Genomic DNA, 20,588 nt, shown 5'->3' with positions numbered 1-20,588 from the left:
CGGCCCCCTGCCCTCCGGGGGTGACTGCCTCGGCGGGTACCCTTCAGCGGGCCGGTCCGGGGCGGACGGCCCGTCCGCAGCCCCTCGTCCTCTCCGCCCGCTCCCGACGACCTCACGAAGGCCGACCCGATGCGACCGCTCCGCGCGAACCGCCCCGCCTCACCGGCCGTGGGCGCGCTGCGCGGAGTGCGGGCGGGGACGCTCGCGGTGCTCTGCGTCCTCCTTCCCCTCGTCGGCCACGCGCTGTCCCGGGGGCACACGCCTCCCTGGCTCGTGACGCTCGTCGCGGCGGCCGTCGCCGTGCCCGGGGCCGCCTTCGTCACCCGCCGCAGACTCACCGACACCCAGGTGGCCGGCGCCCTCACCGCCTCCCAGCTGGCCTATCACGCGGCGTACTCCCTGCCGGGCGCCTGCGCCGCGATCGTCGATCCCGGCGGCTCCGCGACCGGCTCCCCCTGGTTCATCGAGCACGGCGCCGCCGGCGGCCCCCCGTCCGGCGTCCTCCTCGCCGGACACCTGATGACCGTGCTGATCGCCGCCCGGCTGCTCGGCCTCACCGAACGCCTCCTGTGGCAGGCCCGGCCTCTCCTGGACGTCGTCCACCGCACGCTGCTCTTCCTGTGGCGGCCGCTCGCCGTCACCTCCGGCACCGGCCCGCGCCGCATCCTGCGCCGCGGCACCTCGGCGCTGCGCTCGGCCCTGCTCGTACGCCCGCAACGGGGCCGCGCCCCGCCGCGCCCGTACGCCCCGCTCCTCTTCCGACCGGCGCCGACCGGCGGCCCCCGCCTGCTCTGACGAGGTGACGGGGCCCCTTCGCCGGTGCCCCACCGCCCGGTGGCCCCTGTCACCGGCACCCAGCAGAGAGCCTCCCCACCCATGGACGCCTTCCCCCGGCGCGCCGCCCGTACGGCCGCGCGCGCCCTCACCGTGCCGCTGGCCCTCGGCGCGGTCGCCCTCGCCGCCCCCCGGGCGGCGGCCCACACCGGCCTGGAGAACAGCAGCCCCGCGCGGAACACCTCGCTCGGCGCGCCCCCTTCCCGGGTCGTCCTCACCTTCACCGACCCCATGAACCAGAAGTACGCGCAGGTCGCGGTGACGGCGGCCGACGGAACCACGGCCGCCCTCGGCGCGCCCCGGGTCAGCGGCCGGGAGGTCTCCCTGGCCCTGCGCCCCGACGCCCTCGCGGGCCGGTACACCGTCGGCTACCGCGTCGTCTCCGCCGACGGCCATCCGGTCTCGGGCTCGTACACCTTCACCGTCGAACCGGCACAGCCGACACGACCGACACGACCGACACAGCAGACACCGCAGACACCGCAGACGCGAGCGGCGCGGCCTTCTCCGACGACGACCACGGCGGCCGGTCCGAGCGCCGCCGGAACCTCCGCCGCCGGTACGGAGACCAGTGCTCCCACCGGCTCCGGAAGCCCCACCGGAACCACCGCGTCCGGCCGCCCGGCCCCCGGTCGGGGCTCCTCCGCCGTCACCCCCGCCGTGCTCGCGGGCGCTGGTCTCCTCGCCCTCGTCTGCGCCCTCGGCGTGTTCGCGGCCCGGCGCCGGAGGACCCGCCGTGGCGACTGAACCGACCGTTCCTCGCCCTTCCGCCGCCCGCCGCCCCCTGAGGCTCCCCGCCGTCCTCACGGCGGCGCTGCTCCTCTGCCTCGCCGTCGCCCTCGTGGTGGTACGGACCGGGGGCGGGGCCGGGGCCGCCGTGCCCGGCATCGAGGACGCCGGGCCGGTCACGGCCTGGGGCCTGCCCCTCGCGCGGGCCCTCGGTGACGTCGCCGCCGTGGCGACCGTCGGCGCGCTGCTGCTGGTCGTCGTGCTCCTGCCCGGCGGGCGGCGGCTCGATCCGGTGCGGCTGCGGTATCTGACCTGGGCGTCGGCCACGGCGGGCGGCTGGGCCGTGGCCTCGGCCGCCACGCTCGTGTTCACGCTCTCGGACCTGTTCGCGCGGCCCGTGGGCACGGTCCTGTCCCCCGCGACGGTCGCCGACTTCGTCCTCACCGACGCACAGGGGCGGGCGTACGCCCTCTCCGCCGCCGCAGCGGCCCTGCTCGCGACCTTCTGCCTCGGCATCGGCACGTCCCGCTGGGCGCGGGCGGCCCTGCTGCTCGCGGTCGCCGGGCTGCTGCCGCCCGCCTTCACCGGACACTCCTCGGCGGCGGGCAACCACGACGCGGCGGTGACCAGCCTCGCCCTGCATCTGGTCGGCGCGGCGGTCTGGGCCGGGGGGCTCCTCTTCCTCCTGGTGGTCGTGGCCCGCCGGGAGCCCCGGGCGGCCGACGCGGCCCGGCGGTTCGGTCCGCTCGCTGCCTGGTCACTGCTCGCGGTCGGGGCCAGCGGTCTGGTGAACGCCGTGGTCAGGCTCTCCGTCGCCGAGCTGGTCAGCACCGGGTACGGGCTGATGGTGCTGGCCAAGGCGGCGGCGCTCGCCGTCCTCGGCGGCATCGGGTTCCTGCACCGCAGGCGCGCCCTCCCGGCGCTCGCCTCGGGCTCGCGATCGGCGTTCGTCCGGCTGGCCGCCGGGGAACTGCTGGTCATGGCGGCGGCGACCGGTCTGGCGGTGGGTCTCTCCCGCACCCCCGCGCCGGGGTCGGCGGGCGCGCCCCGGAGCCCGGCCGAGGAACTGCTCGGCTTCCCGATGCCGCCGCCGCTGGGCGACTTCCCGTGGACCCCGCTGTTCACCGAGTGGCACTTCGACCCGCTGTTCGCGTTCGGTACGGGGGCCGCCGCGCTGCTGTACCTGGCGGGAGTGCGCAAGCTGCGCGCCCGGGGGGACCGGTGGCCGGTCGGCCGTACGGTCTCCTGGCTGGCCGGTCTGGCCGTGACGGTGTTCTCGACGATGAGCGGGCTGGCCGTGTACGGCAAGGTGACGTTCGCCGTGCACATGGGCCAGCACATGGTCCTGGCGATGACCGTGCCGATCCTGCTGGTCCTCGGCGCCCCCGCGACCCTGGCGCTGCGCGCGCTGCCCAAGGTGCTCGGGGGCGAGCCGGACGGCCCCCGCGAGATGCTGGTGAAGCTGCTGCACAGCCGCTACGTGAGGGTCCTCTCGCATCCCGTGGTGGCGAGCTTCCTGTTCATCGGCAGTGCGTTCGCGGTGTACTTCACGTCGTTGTTCGAGACCCTGATGAGCAGTCATCTCGGGCACGTGGTGATGCTGACGCACTTCCTCGGCACGGGGCTGCTGTTCTTCTGGGTGATCATCGGCGTCGATCCGGGACCGCGCCGCCCGCCGCATCTGGGCAGGCTCTTCGTGCTCATCCTGACGATGCCGTTCCACTCCTGGTTCAGCATCTCCCTGATGAGTTCGACCGATCTGATCGGCGCGGGCTGGTGGGAGCGGCTCGACCGGCCGTGGGTGCCGGACGCGCTGGCCGACCAGTACGACGCCGGGGCCATCGCCTGGGCCACCGGCGACATCCCGGTCCTGCTGACCACCGTGGTGCTCGCGATCCAGTGGGTGCGGTCCGACGCCCGGGAGGCCCGTCGGGTGGACCGCCGGATCGACCGTGGCGGGGAGGGCGATCCGCTGGCCGCGTACAACGCGTACCTGGCGGGTCTCCACGCCCGCGACCGCCGCGCCGCACCGCCCGCCCGCCGCCCCACACCCACACCAGCACCAGCACCAGCACCGGAGCCGGCCTCGGTACCAGAGCCAGCCTCGGCTCCGGCTCCGGCTCCGGCTCCGGCTTCGGCACCGAAGTCCGAGCCCGCGCCCTCCCCCCTGTCCCCTTCCCTCTCCCGTACCGCGTCCCCCACCGAGGAATCATGAGCAAGCTGAAGAAGAACCTGATCGTCGCCGCCGTGCTCGCGGCGGCCTTCGCCGCCGCGTTCGGCTCGTTCCTGCTGCTGAACCCGCAGGGCCGGACCGACGGCGGGCTCAACGCGACGCCCGCCGCCGAGGTCCTGCCGGTGCGCGGCGACAGCCACCGGCTGAGCACCCCGCAGCGCAGCGAACTGACCGTCGTGGAGTTCCTGGACTTCGAGTGCGAGGCGTGCGGCGCGTCGTACCCGGTCGTGGAGAAGCTCCGCGCGGAGTACGGGGACCGGGTGACGTTCGTCGTCCGCTACTTCCCCATGCCCGGTCACCACAACGCCGAGTCGGCCGCCCTGGCCGCCGAATCCGCCGCCCGGCAGGGGAAGTTCGCCGAGATGTACGCCCGGCTCTTCGCCACCCAGCGCGAGTGGGGCGAGGCGAAGGAGTCGAAGGCCGACGTGTTCCGTTCGTACGCGCGGGAGATCGGCCTGGACCTGAAGGCGTACGACACTGCGCTCGCCGACCCGCGCACGGCCGAGCGGGTGCGGGCCGACCAGCGGGACGGTCTGGGCCTCGGCGTCCAGGGCACCCCGACGTTCCTGGTGGACGGGATCAAGATCGCGACCCCGGCCACGTACGAGGCGTTCAAGGCGCTGATCGACGCCCGTCTCGCCCGCTGATCCCGCCGCCGCGCCCGGCGGCGGCCCGTCCCTTCCTCCCCGACACCCCGAGGTGCCCCATGCCCCCCGCTCCCCCGCCCGCCCCCGCCACCTACGACGAACGGCTGTACGCACCGCGCTCCTGGTGGTTCATCGCCTTCCTCTTCGGGTTCTCCATGGCCCTGGTCTTCTTCCCCTACGGGCTGCTCCCCGCACTGCTCGCGCTGGCCGTCGGCACCGGCATCGCCGCGTCGACGGTCAGTGCCCAGGGCTCGGCGCGCATCCGGATCGTCGGCGGGCTCCTCGTCGCGGGGGACGCCCGCATCCCGGTGTCCGCGCTCGGCGAGCCGGAGGCCCTCGAAGGGGAGGAGGCCCGCGCCTGGCGGACCCACCGGGCCGACCTCCGGGCGTTCACGCTGATGCGCGGCTACGTCACCACGGCGCTGCGCGTCGAGGTCGTGGACCCGGCGGACCCGACGCCGTACGTCTATCTGTCCACCCGCTCGCCGGAGGCGCTCGCGGAGGCGATCCGGGGCGCGGCGCTCCCCTCCGGCCCCGGTGGTCCTACAGGTCCCGCCGGGCCATGACCCGCTGTTCCGCCTCCTCCACCGCGAAGCGGGCGGCGGGGTCGCCGTCCGCGCGGCGGACGGCTGCCCGCACCAGGGCCAGGTAGAAGAGGGCGGGTGCGCACGGTGTCCAGTTCTCGGCGGGCCGGTCGGCCATGAAGCCGAGGACCGACTCGGGGTCGGCGGGCACGAAGGCGAACCGGTCGTGTTCCCATTTGTCGCCGACCCCGCGCGACCAGCGCAGCCGCAGCGCCTCCTCGTCGAGACCGGGCAGGACGGCCCGGAAGAAGGCGGCCCACTGGTGGTTGCGCAGGTCGAGGCCGAACCCGAGCAGTTCCAGGTCGAGTTCGTCCGTGGCGTGCACGGCCAGCTCCTCGAACAGGGCCCGGCGGGCCACCGCGTACAGGCTGACCGGGGAGCCGTCGGCGGGCAGGTCGTGGTCCCTGGCCAGGCCCTCGTTCGCGGAGGAGTTCCAGTGGTCGTTGTGGGGACCGGCCACCCGGGGGCTGCGGTGCGAGAACAGCATCCTGCCGTCCAGGCCGGTCTCCAGGGCCACGTTCACGCCGAAGCTGCAGTTCATGTACGCGGGGGCGTCGACGGGGTCCTGGCTCTCCAGGTACTGCTCGCGCAGGGTCAGGCCGTTCTCCTGCGTGCGGTCGAGGTTGATCGAGGTGGTGAGGAAGTCGTAGTAGTCGGCGTCCTGGAGCGCGAGGGTGACGACCGGGTCCTCCGCGAGGTGGGTGCGCGTGACCACGATCCGTTCGACGGCGAACCGCTTGTTGTTCCAGCGGTACGGCTGCCCCAGCGCCTCCTTGCGTTCCTCGGCCTCCTGGATGGCGTGCCGCCAGCCACCGGTCTCGTCCGGGAACTCCACGCGGTCCGGGCGGTACTTGACCCGGATGTCGTCCTCCAGGATGGGCCGTATCCCGTCACCTTCGAAGAGGTGACATGGCGTTTCCCTGCCGAGCAGGGTGAACCTGTCCCGCTGAACCATCGACGACCCCTTTAATGAGTGTGTTCGCGTTGACGTGTGGCACACGTCACGGTGGCCCGGACATGATACGGACGTGATGTGGTCGAGCACTTGACGATGATCCGGTCGGAGCGGCGGGCCTCGGCGCTCGTCGGCACGGTGGCCGTGTCCCGCTACGCGCATCCGGTGGGGGCGCGCCGCGTCCTGCCGGACCTGCGCAACGTCGACGAGGTCCGCGACCGGTTCACCGGGATCGCCCGGGACCGGCTCGGCTTCGGCGACAGCGTCCCCGTCGACGCGGAGGGCGCCACCCGCGCGCGATTATGGGCGGGCATCGAGGACTTCCTCGCGCACGGCGCCGAACGGAAGATCCTGTACTGGACGGGGCACGGCTACGACCTGGGCCCGCTGGGCTACTTCCTCGCCTGTGAGGACTCCTGTACCGACGGCCGGTTCGACCCCGGGCGGGCGATCGCCCTGACGGACCTGGTCGACCGGCTGCTCAGTCCCGGTTCCACCGCCGACACCCTGCTGGTCGTGGACGCCTGCTTCTCGCACGGGCACCTGCCGGCCGCGCTCGACCGTGCCCTCTCCGTCGAGCGGGACAGTATCGGCCACGCCCGGCGGCACCGCAGGGCCGGGTTCGTCGTCGTCGCCACCTCCGGCACGGACTCGTCGGTGCCGGACGGCCGTTGGGTGGACTGGCTCGAAGAGGTGCTCGACGCACCGGAGTTCGTCGCGGCGGACCACGCGCGCCCCTTCGACCCGGCCGCGCTGCACCTGCCGGTGCCGTACCTCCTGGAGGCCGTCGACGGGGCCGCGGCGGCCTCCGGGATAGACGAGCCCGCCCAGCGTCCCGCGTACACCGAGGTCCGGGCGCTGCCGAACAACTTCCTCGACAACCCGTACTTCGTCGAACCCCGGCGCAAGGTGCACACCACGGCGGTGCTGCGGGACCGTACCCCCTGGTTCGGTGCCGAGCAGTTCGGCCTGGAGGACGACGGGCACCTGCGCCGTCACTTCGCCGGGCGGCACGGCGCCCTGAGCCGGGTGGTCCGCTGGATGGACACCCATCCCCGGGGGCTGCTCGCGGTCACCGGTCCCGCGGGCAGCGGCAAGACGGCTCTCCTCGGGCGGCTCGCGCTGACCTCGCTGTCCTCGTGGCGGGACGGTCTCGGGCCCGGCCTGCCGCCCGCCACCCTCCCCCGCACCGGTACGGTCCATGCCGCGCTGTCCTGCCGGGGCCGGTCCCTGCACTCGCTGACGGGCGCCCTGTGGCAGGTGCTCGCCGGGCTCGGCGGGATGCCGCCGCTGCCCGAGGGGCCGGTGACACCGGACCGCTGCCGTCGCGCGGTCGACGAGCTGGTCGCCGCGTCCGGCTCGCTGAACCTGCTCTTCGACGCCCTCGACGAGGCACTGCCCGAGCAGGCCCACGAGATCGCACGCCATCTGCTCAACCCGCTGGCATCGCTGTGGGGCGTCCGGGTCGTCGTCGCCACCCGGCCGCAGCCACGGCGTCGCACCACCGCCCGGGAGACGGAGGAGACCCTCACGGACACGCTGGACCAGAGCGTGGCCCCGCTGGTGCTCGGCGACGACGAGGAGGCGGGCGAGAGCATCGCCGGAATGGTGGCCTCGGTGCTGGCGGAGGCGCCCCCGTATCCGCACGCGGAGGACCGGGAGTGGATCGCCCGGACGGTCGCCGCCCGCAGCCGGGGCTCGTTCCTGGTGGCCCGGCTCACCGCCCGGTACCTCGCCCGGCGGCCCTGGGCGGTGACCGAGGCCGAGCTGACCCGCTGGATGGACGAGGGCCGCATGGACCTCGGCGAGCGGTTCGCCGAGGAGATCGGGCACCTCGCCGCGCAGGAGGGCGCCGAACGCGCCGAGGAGGTGCTGCGTCCGCTCGCCGTCGTGCAGGAGCCGGGTCTCGCCCGGCGCGGCCCGTGGCTGGTCCTCGCCAACGCCCTTCGGGACGAAGGCAGTTCGGAGCTGACCGCCGGTGATCTGCACCGGGTGGGGCTCGGCGCGGCGGGCGGGATCGTGGTACGGCAGCTCGTCCCCGACACCCGGGACAGTTCCTTCCATCTGGCGCACCCCAGCTACGGTCCGCATCTGCTGCGGCGGGCCGGGCTCGACACCGCCGAGGCGCACCTCAGGGCCGTCGCCGCACTGCGCGAAGGGGCCTCGGCCGACTGGCGGGGCGCCGACTCCTACACGCTGGGGCACCTCGGCGCCCATGCGGCCGAGGCCGGTCCGGGGCATCTGCGGGCCCTCTTCGAGGACCTGGAGTTCCTGGTGCGGACCGACCCCGCCGTCATGCTGCCGCTGGCCTCCGCGCTCGCCCGCGACTGCGACGGGGCGGCGCTGTACGGCCGGGTCGGCGACGCCTTCCGCGACCTGGACGTCCCCGAGCGGCGGGCGCTGCTGCGGGCCACCGCGTTCGTCAGCCACCGGGAGACGGCGTACGCGCTCCTCGAACGGACCGAGGGCTTCCTGCCCTGGCAGGAGTACTGGACCGACCAGCCGCCGGACCCGCTGGAATGGCGGCTGCCCGCGCCGCTCGGCGGGGCGCGCACCCTGAGCTGGACGGCGGGCACGGGCGCGACGGAACGGCGGGCCGGGGACACGCTCGCCGCGGGCGGGCGCGGCGAAGTCCTCGTCCTGGACGCGGAGTCGGGGCTCCGGCTGCTCACCCGGCGCACCCATGGCGCCGAGCGGTCGCGGGGCGAGGCGCTGGCCGAGGTGCGGGAGGTGGGGACGGGCCCGCACCGGACGACGGTGGCCCGCGACGACCGGGCGGTGTACTTCTGGCGGTCCGGTGCGCGAAGACCCGACTACGCGTACCGCTGGGGTGGTGCGGTGCGGACGCTCGCCGCCGTGGAGCGGGGTGCGGAGACCATCGTGTGGGCCGCCGACGGGCGGCACCTGTGGATGTGGCGGTGGCAGCGGGGGGCGCTGCACCAGCGGGACGAGAGCCTGGTCGACATCCGCACGGCGGACACCGAGCGGCTCGCGGCCCTCGTGCTCGGCCGCCGGGTGTTCCTCCTGGCGGCGGGCCGCCGGGCGGTGCTGCACGAGGTGGACCTCGGTGTCAGGGGCGGCCGGGGGCTGCTGGGCGCCGGTCTCGACCTCGGCGCGCTGGGCTATCCCGCGGTGGCCGCCGCCGCGCTCGATGTGCCGTCGCCGGACGGGCGGTCGCAGGGCTGGCTGGCGGTGGCGGACGGCGGGCGGGTGTCGGTGTGGCTGTGCGAGACGGACGACCGGGCGGGGGGTCCCGTGGAGGCGTCCCCTGTGCACGCGTTCGACTCGCCCGCCCGGGGGCTGGCGTTCGGCCGCTGCGGTGAGGTGACGCTGCTCGCGGTGCAGGAGGGGCTCACCGTCCGTGTCCTCGACCCGGCGGACCCGGGCCGCGAGGCACGGTTCGCGCTGACCGCGCCCGGGGTGGGGGCGCTGGCGTTCGAGCCGAACGGGCAGGGGGTCCTCGCCGTGGCCGACGGCTCCCACATCCGGGTCCTCGAAGTCGCGTCGGCGCTGGGTTCGGGCCGCGGTCTGCCGCGCCGCAGCCATGACCAGCGGCCGTTGGTGGCGCTGGCCGAGGCGGGCGGGGAGGCGCCGCTGCTCTGCCGGGTGCGGGGTGACCGGGTGCTGGTGTCGCGGCCCGGCCGGGGCGCCCCGGCGTCCGCGCCGGTGGTCGTCCTCGGCCATGTCGACCAGGTCACCGCCGTCCGCGCGGAGCGCTGTGCCGGGTCGTGGGTGGTGGTCGCGGCGGCCCGGCGGACGGTCCGTCTCTGGCTGCTGTCCGAGGAGTTGGCCGTACGGGCGGAGCACGATCTGGAGCTGGGCGGGGACGCCGGGAACCGGGTGCCCGCGCTGGGGCTGGTCGTGGACGAGGACGCCGGTGTGGTGCGGCTGTACGCGCCGGACCGGCAGCGGGTGGAGTGCGCGGAGCTGTCGGTGGGCGGCGCGCGGGGCTGGCGGCGCGGCGAGTCCGTACCGGCGGGGGTGCGCGCCTGCGGGGTGGACGCGCGGGCGATGACCGACGGGACGAGCTGGCTGGCAGCCGATCTGGGGGACGCGCTGCTGCTGTGGGAGCACCGCGACGGCGGTCTGGCGCGGGCGGAGCGGATCGCGCTCCCGGGGCGCGGGGACACCGGCCCGCAGGTGGGCAGGATCGCGCTCGGCGAGTGGTACGACGCGGAGGAGGGGGAGTCCGTTCCGCTGCTCGCGTGGGTGGACGCCGGGACGGTCAGGGTGGCCGAGTGCGGCTCGGGCCCCGGGAAGCGGCGGACGCTGCCGGGCGACGCGCTCGCGGTGACCTCGCTGGTCTTCGCCGGGGCTCCGGAGCGGCCCCTGCTCCTCGTGTGCGACGAGCGTCGCGCGCCCGCGGTGTGGGACGTGCGGGCCGGGACCTGGCTGGGTGGTGCGGGGGTGCCCCGGCGCGGATATCCGGTACGGGCGGCGGCCGCCGCGCGGGACCGGGGCGGTCTGGTGGTGGCGCTCCAGGGCGATCACCGGTGTGATGTGATCCGGCTCCCGGCGGCCTTCCTCGCGCCGTCGGGGCCGGGGACTCCGGTGCCCGGAAGGCCGTGAGACGGCCGGGCGCCTCATGGTCCTCGGGTACGGAGACGGCCGTTCGCCTCATCGTCCTCCGGGCACGGGGGCGGCCGGTCGCCGGGGACCGGGGGCGCGGCCACGGGGCCGTGCTCCCAGCACAGGTGGAAGGAGAGGGAGTCGCGGTGAGGCACGACCTTGTGGTGTTCGTCCCGGGGATTCTGGGCAGCCGTCTGACCCGCGAAGGACGGGATGTGTGGAACCAGTCCCTGCGGGCGCTGTTCCGGCTGCGCGGCCGGGCCCGGGTGATGGCGGAGGTCGCACTGCCGCCGGGCATCGGCGACGGGCGTCCGGAGGGGCCGTACGCGCTCGTCGCGGACGGGCTGCTGAAGACGCCGGACGCGCTGCCCGGACTGCTGTCGTCCCTGGGGTACCCGGACGTCCGGGCGGCCCTGGGCGAACTGGCCGAGGGCCAGTACGTGCCCTTCGCGTACGACTGGCGGCTGTCGAACCGGCTGACGGCGCGGGATCTGAAGGAGTGCGTCGAGCGGGCGCTGGCCCGGTGGCGGGAGCGGGTGGACGCCTTCCATCCGGACCGTCCGGACGAGCCCCGGGTGGTCCTCGTCTGTCATTCGATGGGCGGTCTGGTCGGGCGCTACTACCTGGAGTGCCTGGGCGGGCGGGAGACGGCACGGACGCTGGTGACGCTGGGCACGCCGCACCGGGGCGCGGCGAAGGCGGTGCGGTTCCTGTCGGGGCACGGTGTCGGTCCGGTGGTGGGCGACGGGCGGCTGCGCGGCGCGGCTCTGGGAGGGGCGGGCGGGGTGGTGAACGAGACGCTGCGCGAACTGGCCCTGACCCTGCCGTCGGTGGCGCAGTTGCTGCCGGTGTACGACGCGGTCCTGGTGCCGGGCAGGACCCGGCGCCGCTCCCTCATGGACCGTCGTCACGCCGTGCCGGACCTGCCGACGGCCCTGGTGGAGGACGCGTTCGCGTTCGACCGGGAGTTCCAGGAGGCGCGGGACGCCAACCGGCGCGGCGATCCGGGCGGCCGGCTTCCCTACCGGGTGCACTGCCTGGGCGGGGCGGCCCATCCGACGGTGCACGGGGTGGTGGTCGCGCCGGAGGGGACCCGGTTCACGACGGACCTGGGCGGGGGCCGCGCGTGGTCCGGGGACGGCACGGTCCCGAGGGAGTCCGCGTTCGCGGGCTGGGCCCTGGACTACGAGGAGGACGCGGTGTGGAACGGGTACCGGCACGCCGACATGGCGGGCGGGGACTCGGTGGGGCATCAGCTGTCCGTCATACGGGAGGGCCGGGCGGCCCGCGATCTGCTCGCCGGGGACGAGGAGTTCGGCCTGGACGTGCCGGAGTGCGCCCTGGCGGGCGAGCCCTTCGAGGTACTGGCCACGGGCGAGGGGCTGGCGGGGCGGAACCTGCGGGCGGTGCTGACCCGGGACGGGGTTCCGGCGTCCCCGCCGGTCCCGTTCGCCGAGGGGTCCGGGGCGCCCGGAGGGGCCGAGGGGTACGGGGAGGGCGAGGCGTCCGGGGAGACCCGTCGGGTGTCGCTGACGGCGGGTCCGGGCGTCTGGGTCCTGGAGGTGACGGCGGAGGGCCCGCGCAGGGTGTGCCGGGAGGTGGTGACGGTGCTGGGCGAGTGAGAGGGCGCGCCGACGGCGCTGGGCGAGGGCGGGGCGCCGGGCGAGGGAGGGGGTCTGGGCGAGGGCGCTGACGGTGGCGCGCCGACGCCGACGGGACACCTGTGCTTCCCCGCCGGGTGGTGCTTCACGCACGGCCCGGCGGATTCCACTCCTTCGTGTGCGCGGGCACGTTTCGCGGGGGCGCGCGCCGGGGGCGACCGGAGAATGGAGCAGCCGCCGGGGTGCGCCCGGCGCGTTCCCCGCTCCCGAAAGCACAGGCACATCAGGATGACCACTCCTCAGGCCCACGACCGTGTGCGGCTCGTCTTCTCCCTGTTCGACGCCGACGGCAACGGCGCCATCGAGCCCGACGACTTCACGCTGATGAGCAACCGGGCCGTCGCCGCGGTGCCGACGGCGGGCGACGCCGCGACCGCCCGGCTGCTCGGCGCGTTCCAGCAGTACTGGAAGACGCTGGAGACCGAGCTGGACTCCGACCGCGACGGGCGGATCAGCTACGAGGAGTTCGAGGCCGTCGTGCTCTCCCCGGAGCGGTTCGACGACACCGTGGACGAGTTCGCCGAGGCGCTCGCCGCGATGGGCGACCCGGACGGCGACGGCTTCGTCGACCGCCCGGAGTTCCTCGCCCTCATGACGGCGATCGGCTTCGAACGGCCCAACATCGAGTCCCTCTTCGACGCCTTCGAGCCGGTGGACGGCGACCGCATCCCGGTGACCACCTGGGCGGACGGCATCCGCGACTACTACCGGCCCGAGAAGGCCGGGATCCCCGGCGACCACCTCACCGACAGCACCTCCCGGTGACCCGGGTCGCCCCCCGGGGCGCGGACGGCGAGTTACCCGCCGCGAGGCCCGTGGTCGGGCTCGCGGTGGGCCGGGGCACCGGCCCCGAACTCGCCGACGTCTTCGAGCGGGTGCTCGGCTCCCTCACCTCCGGGCTCCCGCTCGGCGTCGAGGTCGTGCGTTCCCCGCGCCTCTACCACTCGTACGTCTCGCTCCGCGCGGAACCGGACACCGCCCGCGTCCGGGAGCTGACCGCACAGGACGCGGAGCACTACGAACGGTTCTGCCGCGAGCTGGCCGGGAGCGGCGTCCCCGCCGTCTTCCGTACGGCGATCAACGCGCAGTCCCTCTACCTGGTGCGCCAGCGGCTGCGCGCGGTGAAGGTGGACCTCTTCACCGAGGGACCGGCCTCACTGCTGCTGGTACGGGACCAGGCGCAGGGTTTCTACACGGGTGAGAACCGGCACTCCCCCGGTGAGATCGTCCGCACGACGACCTTCAGCCGGGAGGTCACCGGGGCGGTCGTCGGCTACGCCCTGGAGAGGGCGCGCCGGGAGTGGCCCGACGGCGGCCCCGACCGGATCGTGCTGGCGTACAAGTTCCATCTGCTCGACGGCGTGTTCGACACCTGGGTGGCCGAGCTAGCGGCCCGGCTCGGGGTGCGGATCGAGGTGTTCCAGCCGGACACGGTCAACCGCGATCTCCTCGCCCACGGCTTCCCCGACCGTACGCTCCTGGTCGCCGGGAACGAGTGGGCCGACATCATGCACGTCGTGCTGCTCGACCGGTTCGGCTCCGACCGGCAGGAGAACCGGTGCACGGAGAACGTCTTCCTCGGTCCCGGGGCGGGCGGTCTCGTCGAGTACCAGACCGTGCACGGCTCAGCCGACGACCTGGCGGGCCGGGACCTGGTCAATCCGGTGGCAACGGTCCGCGCGGCGGCCCTCGTCGCGGAGCGGCACTGCGGGGCCGCCGGTGCCGTCCGGGCCGTGGAGACGGCCCTCGGCGCCCTGGCCGAGCGGGAGGTGGGCACCCCCGACCTGGGCGGCGGGCACACCACGACCTCCGTCGTCGACGCCCTGCTCGACGTGCTGGACGTGCTGGGGGCGGTCGCCGCCGCGGAGACGACGGCCCTGGTCGGCGGATCGTGACCGGGCCGTCCGGAACGGCCCTGGTCGTCGTGGACCTGCAGAACGACTTCTGCGCGACCCCGACGGCACGCGCCCGTTTCCCCGGCGATCCCGCCGTGCTCGACGCCGCCGTCGCCGGTGGCATCCGGGCCGTGGAGACGGCCCGGCGGCGGGGCGTGGAGGTCGTCTTCGTGCGCTTCCTCGGCGACACCGCGCACCAGGGCCCCAGTTGGCGGTGGCGCGACCGGCGGCTGGGGAAGCGGCCGAAGTGCCTGGAGGGCTCCCCCGGGGCGGAGTTCCACGCGGTGGCCCCGGCGGAGGGGGAACGGGTCTTCACCAAGCGGGCCGTCTTCGACGCCTTCCTCTCCGAGGGCTTCCAAGCCCATCTCGCCGAACAGGGCATCGGGCACCTGGTGTTCGCGGGACTGTTCGCCGACGTGTGCGTGGACTCGACCGCCCGCACCGCCTTCCAGAAGGGCTTCCACGTCACCGTGCTGACCGAGTGCACCACCTCGCTCCACCTCCCGTACGACACCGTCCTGCGCTTCATGCGGGTCCTCTACGGCGCCCGGACCACCACCGCGGACGACCCGGGGGCGTGGACGACGCCGGAACCGATCGCGGGGGCGGGGGGCGGCACCCGGCCGGAGGAGGCACCGTGCCCGTCGCCCCTGGGCTGACCGCCGGTGTGACGGCGGGCGTGGGCCGGACCGCGCTGCTCGTGGCCGCCGCCCGCGCCATCGAGACCCATCGCCCCGACGCCCTGGCCACGGACCCGCTCGCGGAGCACTTCGTCCGCGCGGCCCCGGCGTCGGCCGACTGGCCGGTGCACCCGGACCAGGTGCCGTTGGGGGACGCCGATCCGCTCTGGGGACGCCTCGGCCGGTACTTCGGGCTGCGCACCCGCGCCCTCGACGACCATCTGCTGGACTCCCTACGGACGGGCGTCCGGCAGGTGGTGCTGCTGGGCGCGGGGCTGGACACCCGGGCGTTCCGCCTCGGCTGGCCGCCCGGGTGCACGGTCCACGAGATCGACACCGGCGAGGTGCTCGCCTTCAAGCAGGAGGTGCTCGACCGGGCGGGGGCCGCCCCGGCGGCCGGGCGCCGACCGCTCGCGGCCGATCTGCGGCACGACTGGGAACGGGCGCTGCTCGACTCGGGCTTCTCCCCCACCGCCCCGACCGCCTGGCTCGCCGAGGGGCTGCTGCTCTACCTCCCGGCCGAGGCCGAACGGCGGCTCGTCGCCACCGTGGACCGGCTGAGCGCCGCCGGGAGCACCCTGGCGTACGAGATCAAGGAGATCGCCGAGTCGCCCGGGGTACGGGCGAATCCGGTGTACGTGGCGGCCCGCGAACGTCTCGGCATCGACCTGCTGTCCCTCTTCGACACCCGGCCGCGGCCGGACTCGGCCGGTGAACTCGCCCGGCGGGGCTGGACCGTGGAGATCCGCAGGCCGTACGACTTCACCGTCCTGCACGGCCGTGGCCCGCTGCCGGAGCCGAACGACGCCCTCGCGGTCAACCGCTGGATCTTCACATCGGCCGGCTCCCGGCCCACGCCCTCCCCCGACCGCTGAGGTACGGAAGCCGGGCGCCGGGTCGGCCGCCGCCGTGGGCTCAGGCATCGCTCAGGGCTTCGCGGAGGGTGCGGGCGGCGAGTGCGGTGGCGGACAGTAGCCCCGGCCGTCACTGGCGTACCGGCCGGGGCCTGTCCCTGCTCGCTCGGTGTCCGCCGTAGGCCGTGCGAACAGGAGATCAGCGGGCTATCTGAAGATGCCTACCGCCAGGGCGGTGACCAGGTCGAGCACGATCACCAGGTAGACGGCCTGGCGGTGCCACTCTCTCACCGGGCGTCCGGCCGGGCCGGGGGCTGGTCGAGGGACGGGTCCAGGCACGCGAGGCGGGTGGCGTGGACCAGGACGTCCGGCCGCGCCCCCGAGGAGGAGAACACTTCCAACCGGCGGATGTCGCCGCGGATCGGCCGGTCGCACTGCGCGCAGACCGGCGGGCCGTAGACGCTGCTCACGATGTCTCCTCGGCCGGGCGGGCGATCAGGTCGGCGGACACGACCTCGCGGTGGCCGGTGCGTCCGGCGTGCTCCAGGGCCCACAGGTCCGGCTCGCGAAGGATCGTGCTGACAGGCGAGCACTGCTCGCACTCCTTGCACGAGGCGTAGCGGGCCGGGGCGGGACGGGCCGGGTCGGCTCCGATCGTCCACCTGGCGAAGCGCAGGCGGGTCACCGGCTCGCCTCTTGGTCGTCGGTGAACTCGTAGAGCGGGGTCACGCCGGCCCTGGCGGCGCACGCCTTGTGGGCGTACACGTGCCTGCTGCTGTTGGCCTCGGACGACTGCGTGCGGACACAGCAGTCGGCCGTGGGCGTGGGGCAGTACGCGCACTCCCGGCGTGGTGCCTTCGGCGCGGTGTCGGCCGGTCCAGGCGAGAGCCCCGCAGGCATCGGTGTGTCCTTCCGTCAGGGGGCGATCCCGCGTATCGGCGCACGCCCCGGTGGTGTCGGGTCGATGATGGGCGGGCACGACTCCGCGCAGACAGGCCATCGCGTGGCCACGTCCGGCCATGTCACGGCCACGGCCCCGAGGAACCGCGTTGACGGCTCAGACTGGCGGCATGAGCCGCAACGACCCCTTACGATCCGCCCGGCTCCGCCTTGGTTGGCGGTCGGCAGACAGGGCCGCTGAACAACTCAGTGCCCGTGGTCAGCAACTCCTCGACGACCGGCACTTCGCCGTGTCCCCCCGGACCTGGCGCCGGTGGGAAGGTGCCCGCCCCGGGTGGCCGTCCGAGGACACCGCAGTCGTTCTCCACGACGCCTTCGGGAAGTGGCCGGAGGACCTTGGCTTCACGACCCCGCCGGGCTGGAATCGGCCCGAGCACCGCGAAGAGACCACCGTGCAGCAGCAGTCCTTTCTTCACGTCACCGCCGCCGCCCTCGTTCCCGGGCCCCTCGCCCCCCAGCAGGTCGACCCCGCGCTCGTTGGCTACTTCCAGGACCAGCTCGAAGGGCACTACCGCGCGGACATGCTGCTCGGCCCGCACGACCTGATCGGCACGCTGGGCCCGCAGTACCAGCTCATCGACAAGCTGACCCGGAGCGCGACCGGGGAGACGCGGCGCGGTCTCCTTCGCGTCGGCGCCGCGTACGCTGCGCTCGTCGGCTGGCTCTACCAGGATGCAGGCGACCTGAGTGCGGCCGCGTTCTGGCGCGGCATCACCCAGGAGATAGCCCTCCGGGCCCGGGATCCACACCTCATCGGCTACGCCATGGTGAACTCGGCCCAGGTGAGAACCGACCTCGGTGACGGGGCCGGGGTCGTCGACCTGTGCGAGGCCGCCCTTGACGAGCCGTCCGCCGTCGTTCCGAAGATCCACGTCATGGCGATGCAGCAGCAGGCGCACGGCGCGAGCCTGCTGCGCGATCGCGCAGCCGTCGACCGGCTCATCGACCAGGCCGACCGGCTGCTGCCCCGAGTCGACGACGACCTTCCCTGGGGCAACGCCTGCCGTCGGACGCCCGGCTACCTGGAGGTGCAGCGCGCGACCTGCTACGGCCGTCTCGGGCTCGGGTCCGAGGCGAGCGCCCTGTGGGCCCAGGTGCTTACCGTTGTGCCCGCGACTGCGCGGCGGGACCGCGGCGTCTACATGGCTCGGCACGCGACGGCGGCGGCCACCGCGCGGGAGCCGGAGCAGGCAGTGGAGATCGCGCGGAAGGTCGCGGGGATCGCGGTGGAGACCGGGTCGGCCCGGATGCGGCGGGAGCTGGCGACCCTGGAGCGGGCGATGCGGCCGTGGCACCATGCGCCCGTGGGCCGGGAGCTGATCGAAGCCCTGGCGCCGGTGACGGAGGGGAGCTGACGTGTCGGACGAAAAGGTGCCGCTGAGCGAGGGCGAGATCACGGCCGCGTTGAAGGCGGTGCCGGGGTGGCGCCGTGATGGAAACGAGATCACCCGTAGGTACGGGATCCGGTATCACGGCGGGGTCGCGATGATTGTGCATGTCGCAGATGTGGAGCGGCTGATCGGGCACCACGCAGACATCGACCTGCGGTGGGGGAAGGTGCGCTTCGGGATCACGACCCACGATGCCGGGCACCGGCTGACCGCTGCCGACTTCGACCTCGCACGGCGGATCGACGAGATCGCCAGCGCGCATCTCGCTGAGCCTCTCGAAGAGTAGATCGCAGCTCAGCGTACGATCCGCCGGTGGCGATCGAATTGACCGACGAGCTGATCACGCTGGAGACCCGCGCCTGGGAGGAGATTCAGGCCGGGGCGTTGACCGTGGACACGGCGGCTGCCGTGCAGGCCACTGTCACCGCGCACGCGAAGGCAAGCGAGCAGTACCGGTTCGATGTGGAGACGGAGTTGAAGTTCCGGGGTCCGGAACCCGGAGGCGTATGAGGACTGCTCCCCGCGCAAGCGGGGATGTTCCGGTGTCCAGCAGGATCGCGGGGACCAGGGTCTTCTGCTCCCCGCGCAAGCGGGGGTGTTCCGACGGCCGAGGTGCTCCCGCACAGAGCCGGTCCGGGCCTTTCGGCTCCCCCGAGGCCGAGCGGAATTCCCACCCGTACCCCCGAACGGTCACGGTCCCCGCCCAGGGGCGTCCGCGGAGGGGACAAGCGGTCCTCGGGTCCGGACGTCAGCCACACGGATCCGCCCGCCGCCCGCCGACCGCCGACCGGTCCGGTCCGATCCGATCCCAGGGAGGCTCGCCGTGGTCCCGCTCCTCTCGTCCTGCTGGTGATCCCGCTGCTCTTCGGCAGTGGTATCGCGCCCGCCCTGCCTCGGGTGGACGACCGCCTCCTCCCCCAGCGGAACGACCCACTGGCCCCGCCACCCCTCCGAGAGGTCACACGGACCCGGCCTCCGACCGGCGCCACCAGCGCCCACGCGTGCGGGGGTGGACCGCGCGGCCGAGTCGTCGGCCGAGGAGGAAGTAGCCGAGCAGCGCGCCCGCCGTGTTCAGCAGGGCGTCGTCGATGTCGAAGGCCCGGCCGGTGATGAGGGCGCCCTGCACCAGTTCCACGACCAGCATCGTGGCGGCGGTGAGCAGAGCGACCCGTACGGCGCCACGGGCCCTGCGGGAGAGCAGCGGCAGGAGGAGTCCGAAGGGGACGCCGAGGGCCACGTTGCCGCCGAGCTGCTTCACGGTCTCCACGAAACCGGGCTGGTGCAGATAGGCCCGGATCGAGCGGCCCGGCGTGAGGTTGTCGTGGGTCAGCGGTACGGACGCGGGCGACTCCCCCAGCGTGAGCCGGGCGAGGACGACGGCGAACACCACCATCCCGGCGAGGGCCAGCACGGCGACCAGTGCCCGGACCGTCCGGCCCGGACCGCTGCGAACCGGCCTCGCCCGCTTCGGCGGGACCCCGTCCGTCTCGGGAGGGGACGGTACGGCTCCGGCCCGGTCCGCAGTGCCCGCAGCGGTCACCGTGGCCGCCGTGACTGCCGTGGCTGCCGTGGCTGCCGTGGCGAGATCCTTCCCGCTCGCCGCCCGGAACGCCCTCGCCGCGCGGAACCGCCCCACCCGCCGGCCCGCCCGCCCCGCCATGCCGTCCGCCGACTTCTTCGGCCGTCTCCGCGGTCCACCCCAGCTGATCATGTGGTCACCACTCCTTCGCGGGAGAGCTTTCCGACGGGCGTCGCCTACCCGGGTGCGGAGCCTTCATTCCGCGCCCCTCGGCGCGGCCCAGCAGAGCCTCACCACAGACCACCCACGCCTCAACAGCCATCATTTTCAAGGTGGTTAAGCATGAGTTTCCGAGAGGAGGGCAACAGGCGACCATGCGAGAAGACACGGAGAGAAGACGCTCGCTCCTCCCCCGACGAGAGCGCGGCGGGCGCCGGTGGCCCCTCGCCGCTGTCGCCCTGCTCGTCCTGGCCGTCGTGCTCATGACGGTGGGCCAGCTCCTGCGCCTGCCCGGCCTGGACGTGTTCGGGACCGAGGTCAAGGACCGGTCCGGACCCGCCGTCCTGAAGTCCGTCCAGGACATGAAGCGGTACGAGGGAGCATCCGGGACCTACCAGGTGGTCGTCGACCTCGAACACGACGCGAAGTTCCTCCCGGCCGCGATCCGGGGCACCCGTACCCTCTACGTGGCGACCGGCAGCGTCGGCGCGTACGTCGAACTCGGCGGCGTCGGGGAAGACGCCGTGACGGTCGACACCCGACGGACCACGGCTACCCTGCGCCTGCCGCACGCGCGCCTCGCCGCCCCCGCGCTCGATCCCGGACGCTCGTACGCGGTCTCCAAACAGCGCGGACTGCTCGACCGGCTGGGCGACTTCTTCTCGGACAACCCGGCGAGCGAGCAGGCCGTCAACGTGCTGGCGGCGCGCCACATCGGCGAGGCGGCCGAGGGTTCGGACCTGACATCGCGGGCGGAGCGGAACACGACGGCCATGCTCCAGGGACTGCTGCGCGCACTCGGCTTCGAGCGCGTCACCGTCACCTACGTCTGACGCCGCCGGGCAGCCACCCACCCCG

At 74.4% G+C, this 20,588-nt stretch carries 20 protein-coding genes; 15 read left to right on the top strand and 5 right to left on the bottom strand.

All coding sequences use genetic code 11. The features are described 5' to 3' along the window. The first annotated feature begins 129 nt into the window (after window positions 1-129). The 5 genes from ACIRQY_RS01735 (at window position 130) to ACIRQY_RS01715 (ending at window position 5,009) form a co-directional block, all read left to right on the top strand. Entirely contained in the window at window positions 130-795 is a 666-nt protein-coding gene (locus ACIRQY_RS01735; protein WP_403921600.1) for a hypothetical protein, read from the top strand. Window positions 796-876: 81 nt separating this feature from the next. Further along, window positions 877-1,581 carry a copper resistance protein CopC gene (locus tag ACIRQY_RS01730; protein ID WP_403921597.1) on the top strand — a complete coding sequence of 235 codons (705 nt, stop codon included), beginning with the start codon at window positions 877-879 and terminating at the stop codon, window positions 1,579-1,581. Then, window positions 1,571-3,778 carry a cytochrome c oxidase assembly protein gene (locus tag ACIRQY_RS01725; RefSeq protein WP_403921595.1) on the top strand — a complete coding sequence of 736 codons (2,208 nt, stop codon included), beginning with the start codon at window positions 1,571-1,573 and terminating at the stop codon, window positions 3,776-3,778. The genes ACIRQY_RS01730 and ACIRQY_RS01725 overlap by 11 nt, the downstream gene beginning before the upstream one ends. Next, window positions 3,775-4,443 (top strand): thioredoxin domain-containing protein, encoded by a 669-nt coding sequence (locus ACIRQY_RS01720; protein ID WP_351790736.1) that lies wholly within the window; start codon window positions 3,775-3,777, stop codon window positions 4,441-4,443. Before ACIRQY_RS01725 ends, ACIRQY_RS01720 begins: the two co-directional genes overlap by 4 nt. Before the next feature lie 59 nt (window positions 4,444-4,502). Further along, on the top strand, window positions 4,503-5,009 hold the full coding sequence (locus ACIRQY_RS01715; protein WP_351790734.1) for a DUF3093 domain-containing protein: 507 nt from the start codon (window positions 4,503-4,505) through the stop codon (window positions 5,007-5,009). Here ACIRQY_RS01715 and ACIRQY_RS01710 read toward each other — a convergent pair. Further along, the gene (locus ACIRQY_RS01710) at window positions 4,987-5,982 is read right to left on the bottom strand and encodes a translation initiation factor 2 (protein WP_351790731.1); all 996 of its coding nucleotides are present in this window, start codon (window positions 5,980-5,982) and stop codon (window positions 4,987-4,989) included. The genes ACIRQY_RS01715 and ACIRQY_RS01710 overlap by 23 nt on opposite strands. A 78-nt stretch (window positions 5,983-6,060) precedes the next feature. Between ACIRQY_RS01710 and ACIRQY_RS01705 the strand changes: the two genes are divergently transcribed. The 6 genes from ACIRQY_RS01705 to ACIRQY_RS01680 all read left to right on the top strand — a co-directional run bounded on the left by ACIRQY_RS01705 (window position 6,061) and on the right by ACIRQY_RS01680 (window position 15,662). Continuing rightward, the gene (locus ACIRQY_RS01705; RefSeq protein WP_403921591.1) at window positions 6,061-10,551 is read left to right on the top strand and encodes a peptidase C14 caspase catalytic subunit p20; all 4,491 of its coding nucleotides are present in this window, start codon (window positions 6,061-6,063) and stop codon (window positions 10,549-10,551) included. 146 nt (window positions 10,552-10,697) lie between these two features. Further along, a complete protein-coding gene (locus tag ACIRQY_RS01700; protein WP_403921588.1) occupies window positions 10,698-12,173 on the top strand; it encodes a lipase family alpha/beta hydrolase in 1,476 nt (491 codons plus the stop codon). Between the two features lie 267 nt (window positions 12,174-12,440). Next, a complete protein-coding gene (locus ACIRQY_RS01695; protein ID WP_351790723.1) occupies window positions 12,441-12,977 on the top strand; it encodes an EF-hand domain-containing protein in 537 nt (178 codons plus the stop codon). Further along, entirely contained in the window at window positions 12,974-14,107 is a 1,134-nt protein-coding gene (locus ACIRQY_RS01690) for an isocitrate/isopropylmalate family dehydrogenase (RefSeq protein WP_403921585.1), read from the top strand. The genes ACIRQY_RS01695 and ACIRQY_RS01690 overlap by 4 nt, the downstream gene beginning before the upstream one ends. Next, window positions 14,104-14,766: a cysteine hydrolase family protein gene (locus tag ACIRQY_RS01685; RefSeq protein WP_403921582.1), complete on the top strand. Its 663-nt coding sequence runs from the start codon at window positions 14,104-14,106 to the stop codon at window positions 14,764-14,766. Before ACIRQY_RS01690 ends, ACIRQY_RS01685 begins: the two co-directional genes overlap by 4 nt. Beyond that, window positions 14,745-15,662 (top strand): SAM-dependent methyltransferase, encoded by a 918-nt coding sequence (locus ACIRQY_RS01680; protein ID WP_403921579.1) that lies wholly within the window; start codon window positions 14,745-14,747, stop codon window positions 15,660-15,662. Before ACIRQY_RS01685 ends, ACIRQY_RS01680 begins: the two co-directional genes overlap by 22 nt. A gap of 266 nt (window positions 15,663-15,928) precedes the next feature. Here the strand turns inward: ACIRQY_RS01680 and ACIRQY_RS01675 are convergent, their stop codons facing one another. Genes ACIRQY_RS01675 through ACIRQY_RS01665 form a run of 3 tightly spaced genes read right to left on the bottom strand, consistent with a single transcriptional unit; the run spans window position 15,929 to window position 16,541 of the window. After that, window positions 15,929-16,111 (bottom strand): hypothetical protein, encoded by a 183-nt coding sequence (locus ACIRQY_RS01675; RefSeq protein WP_403921576.1) that lies wholly within the window; start codon window positions 16,109-16,111, stop codon window positions 15,929-15,931. Then, the gene (locus tag ACIRQY_RS01670; protein WP_403921573.1) at window positions 16,108-16,326 is read right to left on the bottom strand and encodes a hypothetical protein; all 219 of its coding nucleotides are present in this window, start codon (window positions 16,324-16,326) and stop codon (window positions 16,108-16,110) included. The genes ACIRQY_RS01675 and ACIRQY_RS01670 overlap by 4 nt, the downstream gene beginning before the upstream one ends. After that, window positions 16,323-16,541 carry a hypothetical protein gene (locus tag ACIRQY_RS01665; protein WP_403921570.1) on the bottom strand — a complete coding sequence of 73 codons (219 nt, stop codon included), beginning with the start codon at window positions 16,539-16,541 and terminating at the stop codon, window positions 16,323-16,325. The genes ACIRQY_RS01670 and ACIRQY_RS01665 overlap by 4 nt, the downstream gene beginning before the upstream one ends. Before the next feature lie 452 nt (window positions 16,542-16,993). Here ACIRQY_RS01665 and ACIRQY_RS01660 point away from each other — a divergent pair, with 452 nt between their 5' ends. From ACIRQY_RS01660 to ACIRQY_RS01650, 3 genes are read left to right on the top strand one after another with little or no spacing between them, the layout of a single operon-like run. Then, entirely contained in the window at window positions 16,994-17,956 is a 963-nt protein-coding gene (locus ACIRQY_RS01660) for a Twin-arginine translocation pathway signal (protein WP_403921567.1), read from the top strand. A 1-nt stretch (window position 17,957) separates the two neighbouring features. After that, entirely contained in the window at window positions 17,958-18,278 is a 321-nt protein-coding gene (locus tag ACIRQY_RS01655; protein ID WP_403921564.1) for a 4a-hydroxytetrahydrobiopterin dehydratase, read from the top strand. Window positions 18,279-18,304: 26 nt separating this feature from the next. Beyond that, window positions 18,305-18,502, top strand: coding sequence for a hypothetical protein (locus ACIRQY_RS01650; RefSeq protein WP_403921560.1), 198 nt, complete (start codon window positions 18,305-18,307; stop codon window positions 18,500-18,502). A gap of 448 nt (window positions 18,503-18,950) precedes the next feature. Here ACIRQY_RS01650 and ACIRQY_RS01645 read toward each other — a convergent pair whose 3' ends face one another. Beyond that, entirely contained in the window at window positions 18,951-19,703 is a 753-nt protein-coding gene (locus tag ACIRQY_RS01645) for a VanZ family protein (protein ID WP_403921558.1), read from the bottom strand. Between the two features lie 182 nt (window positions 19,704-19,885). On the opposite strand from ACIRQY_RS01645, the gene ACIRQY_RS01640 reads away from it, so the two are divergent. Then, window positions 19,886-20,563 carry a DUF4230 domain-containing protein gene (locus ACIRQY_RS01640; RefSeq protein WP_403921555.1) on the top strand — a complete coding sequence of 226 codons (678 nt, stop codon included), beginning with the start codon at window positions 19,886-19,888 and terminating at the stop codon, window positions 20,561-20,563. Window positions 20,564-20,588 lie beyond the last annotated feature (25 nt).

Origin of the sequence: Streptomyces sp. NPDC101490, from assembly GCF_044767145.1 — a bacterium.
Lineage (GTDB): Bacteria > Actinomycetota > Actinomycetes > Streptomycetales > Streptomycetaceae > Streptomyces.
Note: the sequence above shows the minus strand (reverse complement) of the source record. Positions and strands in the feature narration are given on the sequence as shown.

Coding starts and splice junctions, on each gene's coding strand:
- ACIRQY_RS01720 (WP_351790736.1), top strand. CDS start 3,775: ATGAGCAAGCTGAAGAAGAACCTGATCGTCGCCGCCGTGCTCGCGGCG.
- ACIRQY_RS01730 (WP_403921597.1), top strand. CDS start 877: ATGGACGCCTTCCCCCGGCGCGCCGCCCGTACGGCCGCGCGCGCCCTC.
- ACIRQY_RS01735 (WP_403921600.1), top strand. CDS start 130: ATGCGACCGCTCCGCGCGAACCGCCCCGCCTCACCGGCCGTGGGCGCG.
- ACIRQY_RS01665 (WP_403921570.1), bottom strand. CDS start 16,541: ATGCCTGCGGGGCTCTCGCCTGGACCGGCCGACACCGCGCCGAAGGCA.
- ACIRQY_RS01695 (WP_351790723.1), top strand. CDS start 12,441: ATGACCACTCCTCAGGCCCACGACCGTGTGCGGCTCGTCTTCTCCCTG.
- ACIRQY_RS01715 (WP_351790734.1), top strand. CDS start 4,503: ATGCCCCCCGCTCCCCCGCCCGCCCCCGCCACCTACGACGAACGGCTG.
- ACIRQY_RS01645 (WP_403921558.1), bottom strand. CDS start 19,703: ATGATCAGCTGGGGTGGACCGCGGAGACGGCCGAAGAAGTCGGCGGAC.
- ACIRQY_RS01640 (WP_403921555.1), top strand. CDS start 19,886: ATGCGAGAAGACACGGAGAGAAGACGCTCGCTCCTCCCCCGACGAGAG.
- ACIRQY_RS01710 (WP_351790731.1), bottom strand. CDS start 5,982: ATGGTTCAGCGGGACAGGTTCACCCTGCTCGGCAGGGAAACGCCATGT.